Source organism: Listeria sp. MAN/IMW/UF555, assembly GCF_058684075.1.
Genome location: NZ_JBZWZS010000002.1, coordinates 373,710 through 389,679, shown reverse-complemented (window position 1 = coordinate 389,679; position 15,970 = coordinate 373,710). Strand labels below are relative to the sequence as shown.

21 protein-coding genes are annotated in these 15,970 nt (G+C 36.1%); 16 read left to right on the top strand and 5 right to left on the bottom strand.

Annotation, left to right across the window (positions count from 1 at the left end; translation table 11 throughout):
- Nucleotides 1-15 precede the first annotated feature (15 nt).
- The gene (locus AC4PG8_RS09095; RefSeq protein WP_003763485.1) at nt 16-174 is read right to left on the bottom strand and encodes a hypothetical protein; all 159 of its coding nucleotides are present in this window, start codon (nt 172-174) and stop codon (nt 16-18) included.
- Nucleotides 175-199: 25 nt separating this feature from the next.
- Nucleotides 200-589 (bottom strand): lactoylglutathione lyase, encoded by a 390-nt coding sequence (gene gloA / locus AC4PG8_RS09090; protein ID WP_185505232.1) that lies wholly within the window; start codon nt 587-589, stop codon nt 200-202.
- 131 nt (nt 590-720) lie between these two features.
- On the opposite strand from gloA, the gene AC4PG8_RS09085 reads away from it, so the two are divergent.
- The 10 genes from AC4PG8_RS09085 (at nt 721) to AC4PG8_RS09040 (ending at nt 8,923) form a co-directional block, all read left to right on the top strand.
- Complete coding sequence (locus tag AC4PG8_RS09085) at nt 721-1,338, top strand: MBL fold metallo-hydrolase (RefSeq protein ID WP_033532823.1); 618 nt, start codon at nt 721-723, stop codon at nt 1,336-1,338.
- A 64-nt stretch (nt 1,339-1,402) separates the two neighbouring features.
- Nucleotides 1,403-2,074: a cyclic nucleotide-binding domain-containing protein gene (locus AC4PG8_RS09080; protein ID WP_003763477.1), complete on the top strand. Its 672-nt coding sequence runs from the start codon at nt 1,403-1,405 to the stop codon at nt 2,072-2,074.
- A gap of 252 nt (nt 2,075-2,326) precedes the next feature.
- A complete protein-coding gene (locus AC4PG8_RS09075; RefSeq protein WP_003769759.1) occupies nt 2,327-3,022 on the top strand; it encodes a Crp/Fnr family transcriptional regulator in 696 nt (231 codons plus the stop codon).
- A 68-nt stretch (nt 3,023-3,090) separates the two neighbouring features.
- Complete coding sequence (gene gadR / locus AC4PG8_RS09070; RefSeq protein ID WP_033532825.1) at nt 3,091-3,969, top strand: acid resistance transcriptional regulator GadR; 879 nt, start codon at nt 3,091-3,093, stop codon at nt 3,967-3,969.
- Nucleotides 3,970-4,043: 74 nt separating this feature from the next.
- Nucleotides 4,044-5,120, top strand: a complete 1,077-nt coding sequence (locus tag AC4PG8_RS09065) for a Gfo/Idh/MocA family protein (RefSeq protein ID WP_003769755.1) — start codon at nt 4,044-4,046, stop codon at nt 5,118-5,120.
- A gap of 15 nt (nt 5,121-5,135) precedes the next feature.
- Nucleotides 5,136-5,876, top strand: a complete 741-nt coding sequence (locus AC4PG8_RS09060) for a sugar phosphate isomerase/epimerase family protein (protein WP_492170272.1) — start codon at nt 5,136-5,138, stop codon at nt 5,874-5,876.
- A gap of 1 nt (nt 5,877) precedes the next feature.
- Nucleotides 5,878-6,600, top strand: coding sequence for a ThuA domain-containing protein (locus AC4PG8_RS09055; RefSeq protein ID WP_492170271.1), 723 nt, complete (start codon nt 5,878-5,880; stop codon nt 6,598-6,600).
- Nucleotides 6,601-6,602: 2 nt separating this feature from the next.
- Entirely contained in the window at nt 6,603-7,571 is a 969-nt protein-coding gene (locus tag AC4PG8_RS09050) for a sugar phosphate isomerase/epimerase family protein (protein WP_003724577.1), read from the top strand.
- Nucleotides 7,572-7,593: 22 nt separating this feature from the next.
- Nucleotides 7,594-8,643 carry a Gfo/Idh/MocA family protein gene (locus AC4PG8_RS09045; protein WP_010991093.1) on the top strand — a complete coding sequence of 350 codons (1,050 nt, stop codon included), beginning with the start codon at nt 7,594-7,596 and terminating at the stop codon, nt 8,641-8,643.
- A gap of 94 nt (nt 8,644-8,737) precedes the next feature.
- Nucleotides 8,738-8,923, top strand: a complete 186-nt coding sequence (locus AC4PG8_RS09040) for a CsbD family protein (protein ID WP_003722282.1) — start codon at nt 8,738-8,740, stop codon at nt 8,921-8,923.
- A 156-nt stretch (nt 8,924-9,079) separates the two neighbouring features.
- Here the strand turns inward: AC4PG8_RS09040 and AC4PG8_RS09035 are convergent, their stop codons facing one another.
- The gene (locus tag AC4PG8_RS09035) at nt 9,080-9,421 is read right to left on the bottom strand and encodes a YxeA family protein (protein ID WP_003769747.1); all 342 of its coding nucleotides are present in this window, start codon (nt 9,419-9,421) and stop codon (nt 9,080-9,082) included.
- Nucleotides 9,422-9,955: 534 nt separating this feature from the next.
- Between AC4PG8_RS09035 and AC4PG8_RS09030 the strand changes: the two genes are divergently transcribed.
- From AC4PG8_RS09030 to AC4PG8_RS09010, 5 genes are all read left to right on the top strand, one after another.
- Entirely contained in the window at nt 9,956-12,247 is a 2,292-nt protein-coding gene (locus AC4PG8_RS09030) for a ribonucleoside-diphosphate reductase subunit alpha (RefSeq protein ID WP_010991092.1), read from the top strand.
- Nucleotides 12,248-12,302: 55 nt separating this feature from the next.
- Nucleotides 12,303-13,352, top strand: coding sequence for a ribonucleotide-diphosphate reductase subunit beta (locus tag AC4PG8_RS09025; protein ID WP_003724573.1), 1,050 nt, complete (start codon nt 12,303-12,305; stop codon nt 13,350-13,352).
- Nucleotides 13,349-13,786 (top strand): flavodoxin, encoded by a 438-nt coding sequence (locus AC4PG8_RS09020; RefSeq protein ID WP_003769743.1) that lies wholly within the window; start codon nt 13,349-13,351, stop codon nt 13,784-13,786. The genes AC4PG8_RS09025 and AC4PG8_RS09020 overlap by 4 nt, the downstream gene beginning before the upstream one ends.
- On the top strand, nt 13,783-14,109 hold the full coding sequence (locus AC4PG8_RS09015) for a thioredoxin family protein (RefSeq protein ID WP_003722276.1): 327 nt from the start codon (nt 13,783-13,785) through the stop codon (nt 14,107-14,109). Before AC4PG8_RS09020 ends, AC4PG8_RS09015 begins: the two co-directional genes overlap by 4 nt.
- 107 nt (nt 14,110-14,216) lie before the next feature.
- Nucleotides 14,217-14,516 carry a nucleotide pyrophosphohydrolase gene (locus AC4PG8_RS09010; protein ID WP_160466195.1) on the top strand — a complete coding sequence of 100 codons (300 nt, stop codon included), beginning with the start codon at nt 14,217-14,219 and terminating at the stop codon, nt 14,514-14,516.
- A 44-nt stretch (nt 14,517-14,560) separates the two neighbouring features.
- Here the strand turns inward: AC4PG8_RS09010 and AC4PG8_RS09005 are convergent, their stop codons facing one another.
- Nucleotides 14,561-14,737 (bottom strand): hypothetical protein, encoded by a 177-nt coding sequence (locus tag AC4PG8_RS09005; RefSeq protein ID WP_003722274.1) that lies wholly within the window; start codon nt 14,735-14,737, stop codon nt 14,561-14,563.
- A 198-nt stretch (nt 14,738-14,935) separates the two neighbouring features.
- Between AC4PG8_RS09005 and AC4PG8_RS09000 the strand changes: the two genes are divergently transcribed.
- Nucleotides 14,936-15,253 (top strand): nucleoside triphosphate pyrophosphohydrolase family protein, encoded by a 318-nt coding sequence (locus AC4PG8_RS09000; RefSeq protein ID WP_003763449.1) that lies wholly within the window; start codon nt 14,936-14,938, stop codon nt 15,251-15,253.
- Nucleotides 15,254-15,302: 49 nt separating this feature from the next.
- Here AC4PG8_RS09000 and AC4PG8_RS08995 read toward each other — a convergent pair whose 3' ends face one another.
- On the bottom strand, nt 15,303-15,944 hold the full coding sequence (locus AC4PG8_RS08995) for a DUF1361 domain-containing protein (RefSeq protein WP_003769741.1): 642 nt from the start codon (nt 15,942-15,944) through the stop codon (nt 15,303-15,305).
- Nucleotides 15,945-15,970: the final 26 nt, after the last annotated feature.

Sequence of the window (15,970 nt, the reverse complement as noted above, 5' to 3'; positions counted from 1 at the left end):
TTTGCTGGCTCTTTTTCATTTGCGTCGATACATTTTGGTTAAATCTACCATTAAATAAACGAGCAATACTGCTGTAATGATAACAGCGATAAGATTAGCTACATCATTATGGAATAGAAAACTAATCCCATTTATGGCTAATGCAATTAAAATAATTATGAAATATTTTATCATTAGAAGTCTCCAGTTCTCTTCCTAATTATAAAGCGCCATCTTGAATGATTTCTGTTTTATAACCATCTGGATCTGTTAAGAAGTAATAGAATGGATCTTCACCTGGAAGTCCTTTTAAGTCTGTGACAGTGTAGCCAGCTTCTCTATGTTCCTCAAGTAAAGCACGTACATCAGGAACACCAACAGCTAAATGACCATAGCCGTTTCCTAAATCGTAAGCTTCTTTTTGATCATAGTTGTAAGTTAATTCTAGTTCAAAACCGCCTTCTTCAAACGCCATATAAACTAAAGTAAATTCGAAATCAGGGAAATCTTTACGACGAACTTCTTTTAACCCTAATGCTTTTTCATAAAAAGCAATGGATTCAGTCAGATTTTTTACGCGGATACACGTATGTAACATTTTTGCAGTCATTTTTTCTTCCTCCTTTTAAACTTCTTTCTTCATTGTAGTATATCTCGGAAGTGAATACAAACAAGGAATATTGATGGAAGTAAAGCCAGTTTTTCGGTATAATGATGAATGTGAAGAAAGGCGGAAGTGAAATGACAAAAATCAAACGAATTATGACAGGAATAATCCAAGAAAATTGTTATATCATTTATCAAGATAATTTAGCTTTAATTGTTGATCCGGGCGATGAAGCTAATAAAATTGAAGCGGAAATTGCTAGTTTAGGAGTGAAACCAATTGCTGTTTTACTGACGCATTGTCATTATGATCATATTGGCGCTTTAGAAGAAATTCGCTCGACTTATCAAATTCCGGTATATGTTAGCCCATTAGAACAAGAATGGCTTTCAAATCCAGATTTAAACCTATCTGCGCATATCGCGGGAAAAGCAATTGTTGCACAACCTGCTGAATACGAATTTACATTAGGTGACTATAATATAGAAGGTTTTCGTTTTAAAGTGGTGCCAACACCGGGACATTCTATCGGTAGCGTAAGTTTTATTTTCGATGATTTTGCAGTGGTTGGGGACGCGCTCTTCAAAGGAAGCATTGGCCGAACTGACTTATATACAGGTGACTTTGACACGTTAATCAATAGTATTAAAACAGAGTTATTTGTACTGCCAGACGATTTGCCAGCGTATTCAGGACACGGAGATGCAACTACAATCGGTCATGAAAAGAAAACAAACCCATATTTCAACTAAAAAGAACTTGCAGAAGCACCTAGTCTGCAGTTTTTTTGTAATTTAATAGAGAGGATGTTAGAACATGCATTCAGATGAAGAAATTTTCAAAGATACAACAACTAAAGCCCTACTCCAATTACTAAAAAAAGATATAGACTTTCATGAATATTGCTACCAAGAAATTTTCCCAAGAGGCAAAGAAATCAAAATGAACGACAACAAAAACTTCAAGATTTACTTAGTTGAAAGTGGATATTTTGCCTATTGTCTCAAAAATGAATATGGCGACTTTGGCATTATTAGTTTTGTTGGTGGTGAGATTGCCATCAATTTAATTCCGCTAATCAAAGAGGAACCGGAAGACGCTTTTTTACGGTGTTTAACGCAAGTTCGTTGCTGGGTGCTTGATCCTGATTTTGTAGGACGAGTGTTAGACGAAAATAATCAAAAAGCTAAATTTTTATTATCGAATTTACTTTATACAAGAAAAGTTTATTTTAAAGCGAGCAAACGTACTTTTATGAAAAAAGAACTTCGCATTAGAGCTTGTCTGAAAGAAATTGGTTTGTACATGGGACGAGTAACAAAAGATAAAGATTTTATTTTGCCAGATGAAATTAATAATTCTATTTTGGCTCAATACGCAAATACGACAAGAGAGTACACGAATATTATCGTACTCAAACTAAGAAAAGAAGGAATTTTAGACGATAGCCATAAACCGTGGGTAATAAAAAAAATCGATGAACTATAATTTATAAAACTTAATATTTATTGATTTTCTGTGCATAAAAGGTGGAAAATTTAAAAAAACATCTAAAAAAACGTGAGAAAAACTGTCACAAAAAGTACTTATTTGGCTGTTTTTCGCCTAAAAAATGTTTATTTTTAATGCGTAATAGTAAAAAAAATCTTGTTTTTTGATAATAACGTTATTTTATTTGGTTTAAGCCTTCTCTAGGGTGTTTTCATTCTGTGATATTATACTTTAGAGGAGGAATTTGCAATGAACACATTAGAAAAAAGACAACATGAAATCTTGACCAATCCGCTTCATTTTTGTAAGAAGTCTGGAGATTTTGCTAAACATAGTATGAGTATTAAGCTTTCTAAAAACGAGCTGTTTGATGTTGATTTTGTAACAGGGATCTATTTTGTTGAAAAAGGGATTGTTATGAAAGGAACACAAATAGATGATTATATAGGATACGATCAATTACTGAAACATGGTGATGTATGCAATTTTTCATCTTTTATGTCCTCAGATTTAAAACGTAATATTAGCGCAAAATTATTATCGCCTAGTTCTAGTGTGATTACTGCAGTTGATAGAGATTTTTTTATTTTTATGGTGGAAAAACATGTGAGCATTGAAGAATTTATGCTTTTTCAATCTAAAAAAGAAATTATGATCCTGCAACGTCGCTGTTTACTTAACACACTCAAAGTAAAAGATCGCGTCAAGCACGTGATTGCTGCGATTGGCTATGAATATGGCATTTCAAACGGTGACAATATTCAAATACCACAAGAATTATCAACTACATTTTTATCTAAATTTATGGGAATCACAAGAGAATATCTTAGTCTAACTCTTAGCGAACTCAAAAAAGAAGGATATTTATTAAATACTAAAATTCCTGTAATTATCAATGTAGAAAAACTATTCAATGAAATTCCATATGAATCTTTAATTTTATAAATAAAAGAAGATAGTCTACCGGCTGTCTTCTTTTTTATGCTAAAATGAAAGAAAAAAGGAGTTCCGCAATGAGTGAATACTTGGAAATTCCAGAATTAAATAAAGCATTTCCGTTTCGATCTTTTGTTAATGAAGGAGAAGTTCTTGTTTATCCTCATTGGCATAAAGAAATTGAGATTATTTATGCACTAAAAGGCAGCCTAAACCTTGGAGTAAATGATATGCCCATCCAACTTAATGAGGGTGAAATACAAATCATTAACGGCGGAGATGTACATTATTTTTTAGCTTCACCAAATAGTGAGCGTATTGTTATTCAATTTGATTTAAGCCTATTTCAAGAAGAAATGCAAATGGACGGACAAAATGGCACCCTTCGAGAAATGCTCACGGAGATGGCTCATTTAAGCCGAGAATGGCCAGAAGAAACGACGGCGAAGGTCCAATCGCTTATTAGAAATATCCATTTAGAATCGAGTAATGATTCCCCGGGCAAACATTATATACTTAAAGCCGATCTGCTAGCGATTATTGGTTTAATTTACCGCGAAATACCACAGAAAAAAACGCAACCTGATAGCGTCATTTCCGAACAAGCTGTACTTAAATCAAAAGAAACACTGCAAAAGCTAGATCAGATTTTTTCATATGTAGAAAAACATTATCAAGAACCAGTTAGCTTACAAGAAGTTGCGGATTATACTGGATTTAGTACGTATTATTTCACGAAATTTTTCAAGCGAAATACTGGTATGACGTTTGTGACTTTTTTAAATGATTACCGTTTAAATAAAGCGAAATGGATGTTGTTAAATGAAGCGTTCCCTGTAACCGAAGTAGCTGAACTTGCTGGGTTTAGTAGCGTTAAAACATTCCACCATGCTTTCAAAAGAGCGATGGGGGTAGCGCCTCTTAAATACAGGAAGACAATATACGGGAATAATTAAGCAATAAAATAGGAAGAATTACCTTCAGTAGTTTTGTATGATGTAACTATCAAAACTATTGGAGGTTTTTTATTATGACATTAAAAGTTGGAATTATTGGTTGTGGAGGCATTGCAAACGGGAAGCATATGCCAAGTTTATTAAAAGCTGAGAAAGCAGAAATGGTTGCTTTTTGTGATATTGTTCTAGAAAAAGCGGAAGCGGCAGCAAAAGAATTTGGTAGCGAAAATGCAAGCGTATACACAAACTATGTAGAATTACTCCAAGATAAATCCATTGATGTCATCCATGTTTGTACACCAAATATTTCTCATGCAGAAATTTCTATTGCGGCTATGGAAGCTGGAAAACATGTTATGTGTGAGAAACCAATGGCAAAAACAACAGCAGAAGCGAAAAGCATGATTGAAGCTGCTAATCGAACAGGAAAAAAACTAACAATTGGTTACCAAAATAGATTCCGTAAAGACTCTGATTACTTGCACCAAGTTTGCGAAAATGGTGAATTAGGCGATATTTATTATGCAAAAGCTAAAGCGATTCGTCGCCGGGCAGTACCAACTTGGGGCGTGTTCTTGGACGAAGAAGCTCAAGGTGGCGGACCACTTATTGATATTGGCACACACGCACTTGATTTAACACTTTGGATGATGGACAACTATAAACCAAAATATGTCGTAGGAAATAGCTACCATAAACTTGCGAAAAAAGAAAATGCAGCAAATGCGTGGGGTTCATGGGATCCAAGTAAATTTACAGTAGAAGATTCTGCATTTGGTTTTATCACTATGGAAAATGGCGCAACGATTGTTTTAGAAGCTAGCTGGGCGCTAAACACATTAGATGTTGGTGAAGCGAGAACATCGCTTTCGGGAACAGAAGGTGGCGCTGATATGGAAGATGGATTACGAATTAACGGTGAGGCACACAGCCAAATGTATGAAAAGAAAATCCAATTAGAAGCAGGCGGCGTTGATTTTTACGATGGAACAGGTGATGATCCAGCATTAATCGAAGCAGAACAATGGTTAGAGGCAATTTTAAATGATACTGATCCAGTTGTAAAACCTGAGCAAGCTCTTGTCGTAACACAAATTTTAGAAGCTATCTATGAATCCTCAAAAACAGGACAACCAGTTTATTTTAATTAAGGAGGAAGTGCTTTTATGAAAGCAAAAATAGCTTTGCAGTTATGGAGTGTTAAGGAAGCTTGTGAAGACGATTTCTTTCGGACTTTAGAAAAAGTGGCGGAAATGGGTTATGACGGCGTGGAATTTGCTGGCTATTATGGTAAATCCGCGAGTGAAATCAAAGCGAAATTAGCCGAACTTGGACTAGAAGTAGCGGGATCACATATTAGTAAAGAAGAGCTTCAAGCCAATTTAGAAAACGTCATTCTTTTCGAACGGGATTTAGGTAATAAATACATTATTTGTCCATATGCCGATTTTGACTCGAAAGAAGGATGGCTTGAATTCAGCGTAGAGCTAAGTAACATCGGAAAAGCAATCCGACAATCCGGAATGGCGTTTGGCTATCATAATCACGCTCACGAATTAGAAAAATTAGATGGCAAAATCATTTTGGACAATTTGCTTGAGAATGTTCCTGAAATGGTTGCAGAATTAGATACTTACTGGATAGAGTACGCTGGTGTAGGAGTCATTCCTTTTATCGAAAAATATCGTAATCGAGTACCGTTAATCCATATTAAAGATAAAGCGAAAACGAATAAAGAAAGCACCATTATCGGCGAAGGAATTCTCGATGTTCCAGGATACGTGAAAACAGCGCTTAATGCAGGAACAGAATGGCTAGTTATTGAGCAAGAAGCATTTGTTGAAGATCCGTTAACAAGTGTTGCAAAAGGTTATACGTATTTAGCGAATGTATTGGAGGAGAAATAATATGACGCGTGTGACAGTGTGGAACGAATTTTTACACGAAAAAGAAGATGATGCTGTGCTTGCAATTTATCCAGATGGAATTCATGGACAAATTGCTAGTTTCCTAGAAAAAGCAGGAATTGATACGAAAACAGCTACGTTGGAAGAACCGGAACATGGGCTTACAGAAGAAGTTTTAGCGAATACAGATGTCCTAATCTGGTGGGGACATATGGGGCACGACCGCGTAGAAGATAAAATTGTCGATCGTGTACAAAAACGTGTTTTAGAAGGTATGGGGCTTATCGTACTTCATTCTGGGCATATGTCAAAAATCTTTATGCATTTAATGGGTACGAGTTGTGATTTAAAATGGCGTGAAGCAAATGAAAGGGAGCTTCTTTGGGTAGTTGATCCGACGCATCCAATCGCAAAAGGTATTGGTGAATTTATTGAATTAGATGAAGAAGAAATGTACGGCGAGCATTTTGATATACCAGCACCTGATGAACTCATTTTCTTAGGCTGGTTTGAAGGCGGAGAAGTTTTCCGAAGCGGTATCACATACAAAAGAGGCAATGGGCGGATTTTCTACTTCCAACCAGGTCATGAATCTTATCCAACGTATCATCACCCGGATATTCAACAAGTAATTATTAACGGCGTTCACTGGTGTGCAGAAGGTCGAAAAACATATCCAAAATATGGAAATCATCAACCACTTGAAAAAATAGGGAGGAAATAAACATGAAATTAGGCGTATTTACACCATTATTTGCAAATTTATCATTAGATGAAATGTTAGATAAAGTAAAAGCGGCAGGACTTGATGCTGTCGAAATCGGGACTGGCGGGAACCCTGGAAATCATCACTGTCCAACCGATGAACTTTTAGCGAGTGAAGCAGCTCGTAAGGAATATTTAGAAAAATTTACTAGTCGAGGATTAACAATTAGTGCTTTTAGCTGCCACGATAACCCGATTTCTCCCAATAAAGAAGAAGCGGCTGCATCTGATGAAATTTTGCGCAAATCAATCAAACTAGCTTCTTTAATGAATGTTCCGGTTGTTAATACATTTTCTGGAACAGCGGGAGATAGTGACGATGCCAAAGCGCCGAACTGGCCGGTAATTCCTTGGCCGACTGTTTATAGCGATATTAAAACATGGCAATGGGAAACTAAGCTAATTCCTTATTGGAAAGAAATTGGCGAACTTGCAGCGGCTTCTGGTGTTAAAATTGGTATCGAATTGCACGGTGGTTTCTTATGTCATACTCCATATACCATTTTAAAACTGCGTGAAGAAACAAATGATGCAATCGGTGTTAATTTAGATCCAAGTCATTTATGGTGGCAAGGAATTGACCCAGTTGGCGCTATCAAAATCTTAGGGAAAGCTGGAGCAATCCATCATTTCCATGCCAAAGATACGTATTTAGATCAAGATAATATCAATATGTACGGTTTGACTGATATGCAACCATATGGCGACGTTCAAACAAGAAGTTGGACATTCCGTTCGGTTGGTTGTGGTCATAGTTTGACAGAATGGTCGGATATTATGAGCGCGCTTCGAACATATGGTTATGATTATGTAGTCAGTATCGAACACGAAGACCCATTAATGTCGATTGACGAAGGCTTCGACCGTGCTGTTACAAACTTACAATCGATCTTAATTAAAGACAAACCACTGGATATGTGGTGGGCGTAACAATAAGAAAGGATGTCTTGGAATGAAAAAATATCAATTAGTAATTGTTGGTTACGGCGGAATGGGAAGCTATCATGTAACGCTTGCATCGGCTGCTGATAATTTAGAAGTTCATGGCGTATTCGACATTCTAGCAGAAAAACGCGAAGCCGCCGCTCAAAAAGGCTTGAAAATCTATGAAAGTTATGAAGCTGTTTTAGCAGACGAAAAAGTAGATGCTGTTCTCATTGCAACGCCAAACGATAGCCATAAAGAGCTTGCAATTAGCGCACTTGAAGCAGGGAAACACGTTGTTTGTGAAAAGCCAGTAACAATGACAAGTGAAGATTTACTAGCAATTATGGACGTGGCTAAAAGAGTAAATAAACATTTTATGGTTCATCAAAATAGACGTTGGGACGAAGATTTCCTTATTATTAAAGAAATGTTCGAACAAAAAACGATTGGTGAAATGTTCCACCTAGAATCACGTGTCCACGGAGCAAATGGTATTCCTGGAGATTGGCGTCATTTGAAAGCACACGGTGGCGGGATGGTACTTGATTGGGGTGTACATTTACTTGACCAATTGTTATTCCTAGTGGATAGCAATGTGAAGTCCGTATCTGCTAATCTAAGTTTTGCGCTTGGGGATGAAGTCGATGATGGCTTCGTAACGTTCATTACTTTTGAAAATGGTATTACTGCTCAAATCGAAGTAGGCACAACGAACTTCATTAAACTACCTCGCTGGTATGTCAAAGGCACAGAAGGAACCGGAATTATCCACGATTGGGATCTAAGCGGAGAAATCGTCAAACCAACCGCACTCGCTAAAACTTCAGAGCCAACGCCAATTAAGGCAGGGCAAGGACTGACAAAAACAATGGCACCACCAAGCGAAGAAGCAACCAATACATTATCACTTCCGGCACCTGCCAAATTAGCTCCATCTTTCTATAATAACTTTGTCGATGTTTTAAATAATACGAGTGAACCAATCGTTCAAAACGAAGAAGTTTATCAAGTTTTAAAATTGATTGAAGCCATATTTGAAGCGGCTGAGACCAATCGAACCGTTCATTCTATTTAAAAAAGATGTTTTAGCTTTCTATAATGTGGAAAACACTACTATGGAGATAAAGATTCTTCATTAGAAAATAAATTCTAATTAGGAGGCAATATCAATGAGCGAAGATAAAGGTATGAAAGACAAAGCAAAAGGACTTAAAGACAAAGTAGTAGGTGACGCAAAAGACAAGTTCGGTAAAGCAACAGATGATAAAGGCAAACAAGTAGAAGGTAAAGCTCAAAAAGCTAAAGGTGAAGTAGAAGATAAAACGGGCGACGCTAAAAAGAAATTATCCGAATAAGTTAAAAAACAGGCTTGAAATTTTCAAGCCTGTTTTTTTGTCAATTAATGGCAAAAGGTTTTGTTCCAAACGAGATAGGTTTACGCGGAGTCGGATTCAGCCTTCAATAAAAAAACACTTTGTTTAGCCTGTTAATTAGGCTAGAACAAAGTGTTTTTATTTTTCAGCTAGGTATTTAATTTTATCAGGGACGTTTTTGATTTTTTTATAGTTAACAACCATTTTGTTTTCGCCGATTAATACTTTAAACTGGTCATCTTTAGCTAATTTCTTTTCAGAATAGAATGTAATGTTTTTTTGTTTTCCTTTATCATCATAGACTTTGGAAACATATTTATAACCTTTAAATTGATTTTTTGTTACAGCTTTACCAGTTTCTTCTACTTTAAGGTAATAGGATTTGACTGCGGCATCGGTTGGCATCGCATACTCCCAAATAGCACAGACAGCTAGAAGAACTGCCGCTAACACCATCAAAACTCTTTTTTTAGTAAACATTTCTCCCTCATCCTTCCTTTGCTTTATTACATTAAGTTTACAATGAATACAGAATAATATCCTGTTTGTTAACTAACAATATCCTCATGTAACCTTACAATTTTGTCAGAATGGTGACGAAATCGAATCATAAGTTTGTGAAGTTATAAAAAACAGTTTTTTTACCTACTAAATGTAGAAATGAAGAAAAAAATAGACACTATAAGTAGTGGCTTTTTAAGAGAATAAATGTGCAAGAAAACACATGAATTCACTCGAAAAATTTTTTTATTTGCTAAAAACCTTGTTGTAATCGTCGTTTTGGAGATTTCACAGATAAAATCAAAGCACTATATCTTGCATTCACAATGAAAAAGTTATACTATATATAGTATCGAAAGCGAAATATTGCTTCATCGCCTTTTAACTTTTATTGAGGGGAATTTGCTCCTTTAAAAGTTAATTTTTTTGCTCCATGGAACGACCATAAATAGTTCAGCGGACGAATGAAAAAGCGCAAAATGAATCAGATATTTTTACAACGAGGAAAAAAGGATGAAATGGGGATTGCAAATGACAACTTACATAGTAAAAGACGGGGGAAACAGAAAGCTACCTTTTGACAAAAGCCGATTGGATGGATATTTAGAGAAAATCCATGAAGAATTTCCAAAACTTGATTTAGAAGATTACAAACGTAAGGTTTTTAATTTTGTTGAGAAGAAGGAAGATTATGCGGCTGACGAATTAGTTGATTATCTAATTAGGGAAGCAGAAGCTCGTACAGATATTCATATTCCTGAATGGGAACATTTCGCGGCACGTCTTTATTTAAATAAATTATATAAAAAAGCGAGTAAAAATCGTTTTTATAATGACGATGATAAATATGGTTCATACGTTGGACTTCAAGAAAGTTTAGGCGAGCGTGGTATTTATTCTGGTAATATCCTAAAAAATTATTCTAAAGAAGATTTAATTGCTGCAGGGAAATTAATTGACCCTGAAAAAGATAAATTATTTACTTATAATGGTTTGTATTTACTTGCGACACGTTATTTGGCAACTGACTCCGAACGTAATGTGTATGAGTTGCCACAAGAACGCTGGTTAACTATCGCACTTTATTTAATGCAAAACGAACCAAAAGAAAAGCGTATGAAGTTAGTTGAAGAAGCTTACTGGGCGCTAAGTAATCTATATATGACAGTTGCGACTCCGACACTTGCAAACGCTGGAAAAGTTGGCGGACAATTGTCTAGTTGCTTCATTGATACAGTAGATGATAGCTTACAAGGGATTTACGATAGTAATACAGACGTTGCTCGCGTTTCTAAGCACGGCGGTGGTGTTGGAGCATATCTTGGTTATGTTCGTTCAACAGGAGCTGCTATCCGCGGCGTAAAAGGCGCAAGTGGTGGCGTTATTCCTTGGATTAAACAATTAAACAATACCGCAGTTAGCGTAGATCAATTAGGTCAACGTAAAGGCGCGATTGCAGTTTATTTAGATGTTTTCCATAAAGACATTGAATCTTTCCTTGATTTGCGATTAAACAATGGTGACCAACGTTTGCGCGCACATGATGTGTTCACTGCGGTTTGTATTCCTGATATTTTCATGGAAGCTGTAGAACGTCGCGGCGAATGGTATTTATTCGATCCACATGAAGTAAAAGCGAAAAAAGGCTGGTACCTACAAGATTTCTACGATGAATCAAAAGGCGAAGGTACTTTCCGTGAAAAATACGACGAATTAGTAGCTGATGAAACAATCAGTAAAAAAATCGTTAAAGCAATTGATATCATGAAACGTGTCATGATGAGTCAATTAGAAACAGGGAATCCATTCATGTTTTACCGTGATGAAGTAAATAGAATGAATCCTAACAAACATGAAGGCATGGTATATTCTAGTAACTTGTGTACTGAAATCATGCAAAATATGAGCCCAACAAAAATGATTCAAGAAATTATTTCTGGAGATCAAATCGTCATTACAAAACAAGCGGGAGATTTTGTTGTATGTAACTTATCTTCTGTTAACCTAGGTCGTGCGGTTGTTGCTGAAGAAGGTACTTTAGAACGTTTAATCGAAGTAGAAGTACGCATGCTAGATAACGTTATCGATTTAAACGAACTACCAGTACCGCAAGCTACTATTACAAACCAAAAATACCGTTCTATCGGACTTGGAACATTTGGTTGGCATCACTTACTTGCTCTTAAAAATATCGCTTGGGACTCCGAAGAAGCTGAGAAATATGCCGATGAATTATATGAACAAATTAACTATTTAGCTATTCGCGCTAGTAACAAATTAGCTCAAGAAAAAGGTGCTTATAAAGTCTTCAAAGGCAGCGACTGGAACACTGGAGAATATTTCGCACGTCGTAACTATAACTCACCTGAATGGCAAGAATTAGCGAAAGAAGTAGCAGAAAAAGGCTTGCGTAATGCTTACCTTGTAGCTGTTGCGCCAAATATGAGTACTGCGCAAATTGCTGGTTCAACTGCTTCGATTGATCCAATTTACAGCGCATTCTATTATGAAGAGAAAAAAGACTACCGTCGTCCAGTAATTGCACCGGACTTAAACCTAAGCACATACCCATACTACGAAAAAGGTGCTTACAAAGTTGACCAATTCGCAAGTGTACGTCAAAATGGTCGTCGTCAACGTCACGTAGACCAATCACTAAGCTTTAACTTCTATGTACCAAGTGGTATTAAAGCAAGTAAACTACTTGAACTACACATGACTGCTTGGAATGAAGGACTGAAAACAACTTACTATGTTCGCTCTAACGATATTGATGTTGAAGAGTGTGAATGGTGCTCAAGCTGATACATCTCTAAAATACTTTACACTTAGTACAAAATGAAAGGGAGGGCTTGCCTAGATGGCTAACCAAAAAGAACAACTGACACGTATTAAAATTTTAGAACCTTTATTTCCTAATCGTTCTACTTCAATCATAAACGGAGAAACTAGCGGGATTTTGAATTGGAATGACATCCCGTATCCATCTTTCTACCGTGCTTATAAAGAACTTTCTACTAACTACTGGATTCCAGATGAAGTAGATATGAAAAGCGATGCAAAACAATATCCCGCTCTTTCAGAACAAGAAAAATATGCTTTTGATGCAATCATTGGTTTGCTAGCAACACTTGATTCGCCGCAAACACGTTTTATTTATAATATTGCGGAATACATTACAGATCCAGCAGTTCATGCGAATGCAGCGATTATCGCGCAACAAGAAGTTATCCATAATGAAAGTTATTCTTATGTACTTGCTTCTATTACAAATTTACAAGAACAAAATCGTGTTTTTGAACTTGCGAGAACACATCCAACCATTATTAAACGTAACGAGCCAATCATGGACGCATATGATGATTTCATGAATAATAAAACCGGCGAAACACTTGTAAAAGCTTTAATTCAATCGTCTATTTTAGAAGGAATTAATTTCTACAGTGGTTTTGCTTACTTCTACAATCTTGTTCGTCAAAATAAAATGACAGGAACAGGGAAAATCATTAGCTTTATTAATCGTGATGAACTAGCTCACTCGAAGTTCATTTCAGAAGTAATCCGGGCAATCCTTGGTGAAAACCCAGAATTACAAACAGAAGAGCTAGTAGAATATACGCATGATGCTTTCCGCCACGCTGTTGAACTTGAAACAGAATGGTCTGAAGAAGTGTTACAAGGTATTGAAGGTATTGATGTGGAAGAAATGGTTGACTACGTGAAATATCGTGCCAACAAAATGCTAGGAATGCTTGGTATTCCAGAACTTTATCCAGGACATAGTGATAATACAATGACATGGATTAAAGCTTACGCAGATAACTTTACAGAAACAAAAACCGACTTTTTCGAAATGCGCAATTCAAGCTATAAAAAAACGAATATGGATAACGGATTCGACGATTTATGAGAATTTTGTTAGCCTATGATTCTCTAAGCGGCAATACGAAAATGGTGGCTGACGAAATTGAAGAGATTTTACAAAGCGAAGGACATGAAGTTGTGTCCTTTCGCGTATCTCCTCTAGCCGAGTATCCGCTTGATGAGGATTTTGACTTGTACGTGTTGGGGGCATGGACAGTCGACTACGGAAGAACGCCGCCGGATATGAAAGATTTTATCGCGGAACTAGCCGTTAAGCCCAAGAATGTAGCCATTTTTGGCACTGGGGAAACACAATGGGGTATGGAGTTTTATTGCGGAGCTGTTGACCGAATGGCAAAATACTTCGGCACAAGCTACCCAACTTTAAAAATAGAACAAATGCCGCACACAGAACAAGATGTGGCTGATATAGACAATTGGGTCAAGAAAATTTTAGCGTTAAGGAGTGGAATCAAATGACAAGTATTGAAATTAAATCACCTGAAGAGTTCCAAGCTCATATTAATGGGGAAGAATTAGTATATGTAGATTATTGGAAAGATAATTGTCCTAATTGTAAAATGCTTGATCTTTCGTTTGCTGAATTCAAAAACTCTGAAATCGCAAGCAAAGTGAAAGTATTAAAAGTAAAATTAGAAGAAATGGGCGAAAACTTCTTTTTTGATCGTGATGTACAACAAACGCCAACACTTGTACTATACAAAGGCGGCGAAGAAATCCACCGTTTAAACGGATTTATCCCACCAAACAAAATTGAAGAAGCAGTTTCATTAAACGCATAATTTAATGAGTAGCAAGTCTCCTTATAAATAGGCGGCTTGGTGCTCATTTTTTTTATAAGAGTTTGCAATATTTTTCACAAATAAATTCTTCTAAAGGAGCTAAACTAGTGAGACAACTACAAGATGAAATTACTGCTTTTCTAAAAGAACGTGATTGGCTAGATCAATACAATCATCCAAAAGATTTAGCAATTTCGTTGTCACTTGAAGCAGCAGAATTACTTGAATGCTTTCAGTGGAAAACAGATGAAATAGCGCTAAAAGAAAATCGTGAAGAACTTTTAAAAGAAGTAGCTGATGTGCTTATCTATGCTCTTCAAATTGCAGAGAGTATGGGAGCGGACGGCGAGGAACTTGTTCGAATGAAGTTAGCAGAAAATCGTATGAGAACTTGGCCGAAAAAATAGAAAAAAAGCTGCTTTACCAAATAATGATAAAGCAGCTTTTTATTTTAATAGGAATAAGAACGTTTACGGCGTTTTTTGGAACGAATCATTGTAAAAATTCCTGCTATAACTAAGATAATAGAAATGATACATACACCAAAACCGATAAGTCCGGTAATGCTAAACGAAAAGCCAAAACCAATCAAACCAATCAGAAGTAATACTAAGCCAGCTAGTTTCATTTGAAAACTCCTTTCAGAAATCTTATCTCTATTATATAGGAATTATCTGAAAAAAATAAGACTTTAAAGATAAAAAATTTTTAAAGATGAAATGCATTGATAGAGCACCAGTTCGCATAAGTTGGAAATAGTCAAGACTGCAAAGGAAAAAATTTATCTGTTATAGTAAGAAAGTGAGAGAAGCAAGGAGGAAAACATATGGATTTTAAAGAGTATCAAATTTTAGCAAATAGAACTGCTGCAACACACGAACAGGCACTAACAAATTACGGACTTGGTATTACTGGAGAGGCCGGTGAAGTTGCCGATTTGATTAAGAAATATGCTTTTCATGGACATGATTTAGATAAGGAGTCTCTAACAAAAGAGCTAGGAGATGTACTTTGGTACGTATCGCAAATTGCTAAATGGGCAGATATAAGCATGGAAACAGTAGCAGAATTAAATATCGAGAAACTAAAGCGTCGTTATCCTCAAGGTTTTTCAAAAGAGCGAAGTAAGCTCCATATCGATTAAAAAAACGTTTGTATTTAAGAAAATTAATTTTCCTAAAATACAAACGTTTTTAGTTTTTTAGTGAGCTAGAAAACCTGCTAAATAGCGTATAAATTACATATTGGATAATCGAAAAGTAAAAGACAAAATTCCAAAATGGCCAGTGAAAAACACTTAACATAATTTGCAATGAATCAATTGGCTGCGTAAGTAAATGGATGGAATGTAAACGAGAGAACCGTCCAATGTATATCGCATAACTAGATAATAAAATTAACCCAATCAAAAGTAATTGATAACTTAGTAAACTAGTCCAATTAAATCGTCTTCTTATTTCAGCAAGCATTTTTGCGAAAGACCAGAATCCAATAAATAATCCAAAGAACACACCGACGATAATATAAGTGAAATGTCGCCATAACCAAGGTGCTGTTGAAAGTATTCCTTCTGCCCCGTAAATTTCTAAACGTTGTAAATGAAGTAAATCAGTTAAAAGATACGGTGCATTTGGGAAAAATACTAGCCAAACAACTCCTAGTGGCCAAAAAATCCACCAGACGCGAGGTTTTTTTGTGAGAAATACAGCTATTTCGAAAGGTATATAAGCAAGCCCGACATTTAAAATTAGAAAAGTGTAAGTATCTGCAGTGAAATGCAGCACAAGAAAGTATCCGAGTAAGAACGCTCGGCAAGTCCAAATTGCTTTCGTCATGAAATAGTCACCTCGTGTTTGCTATT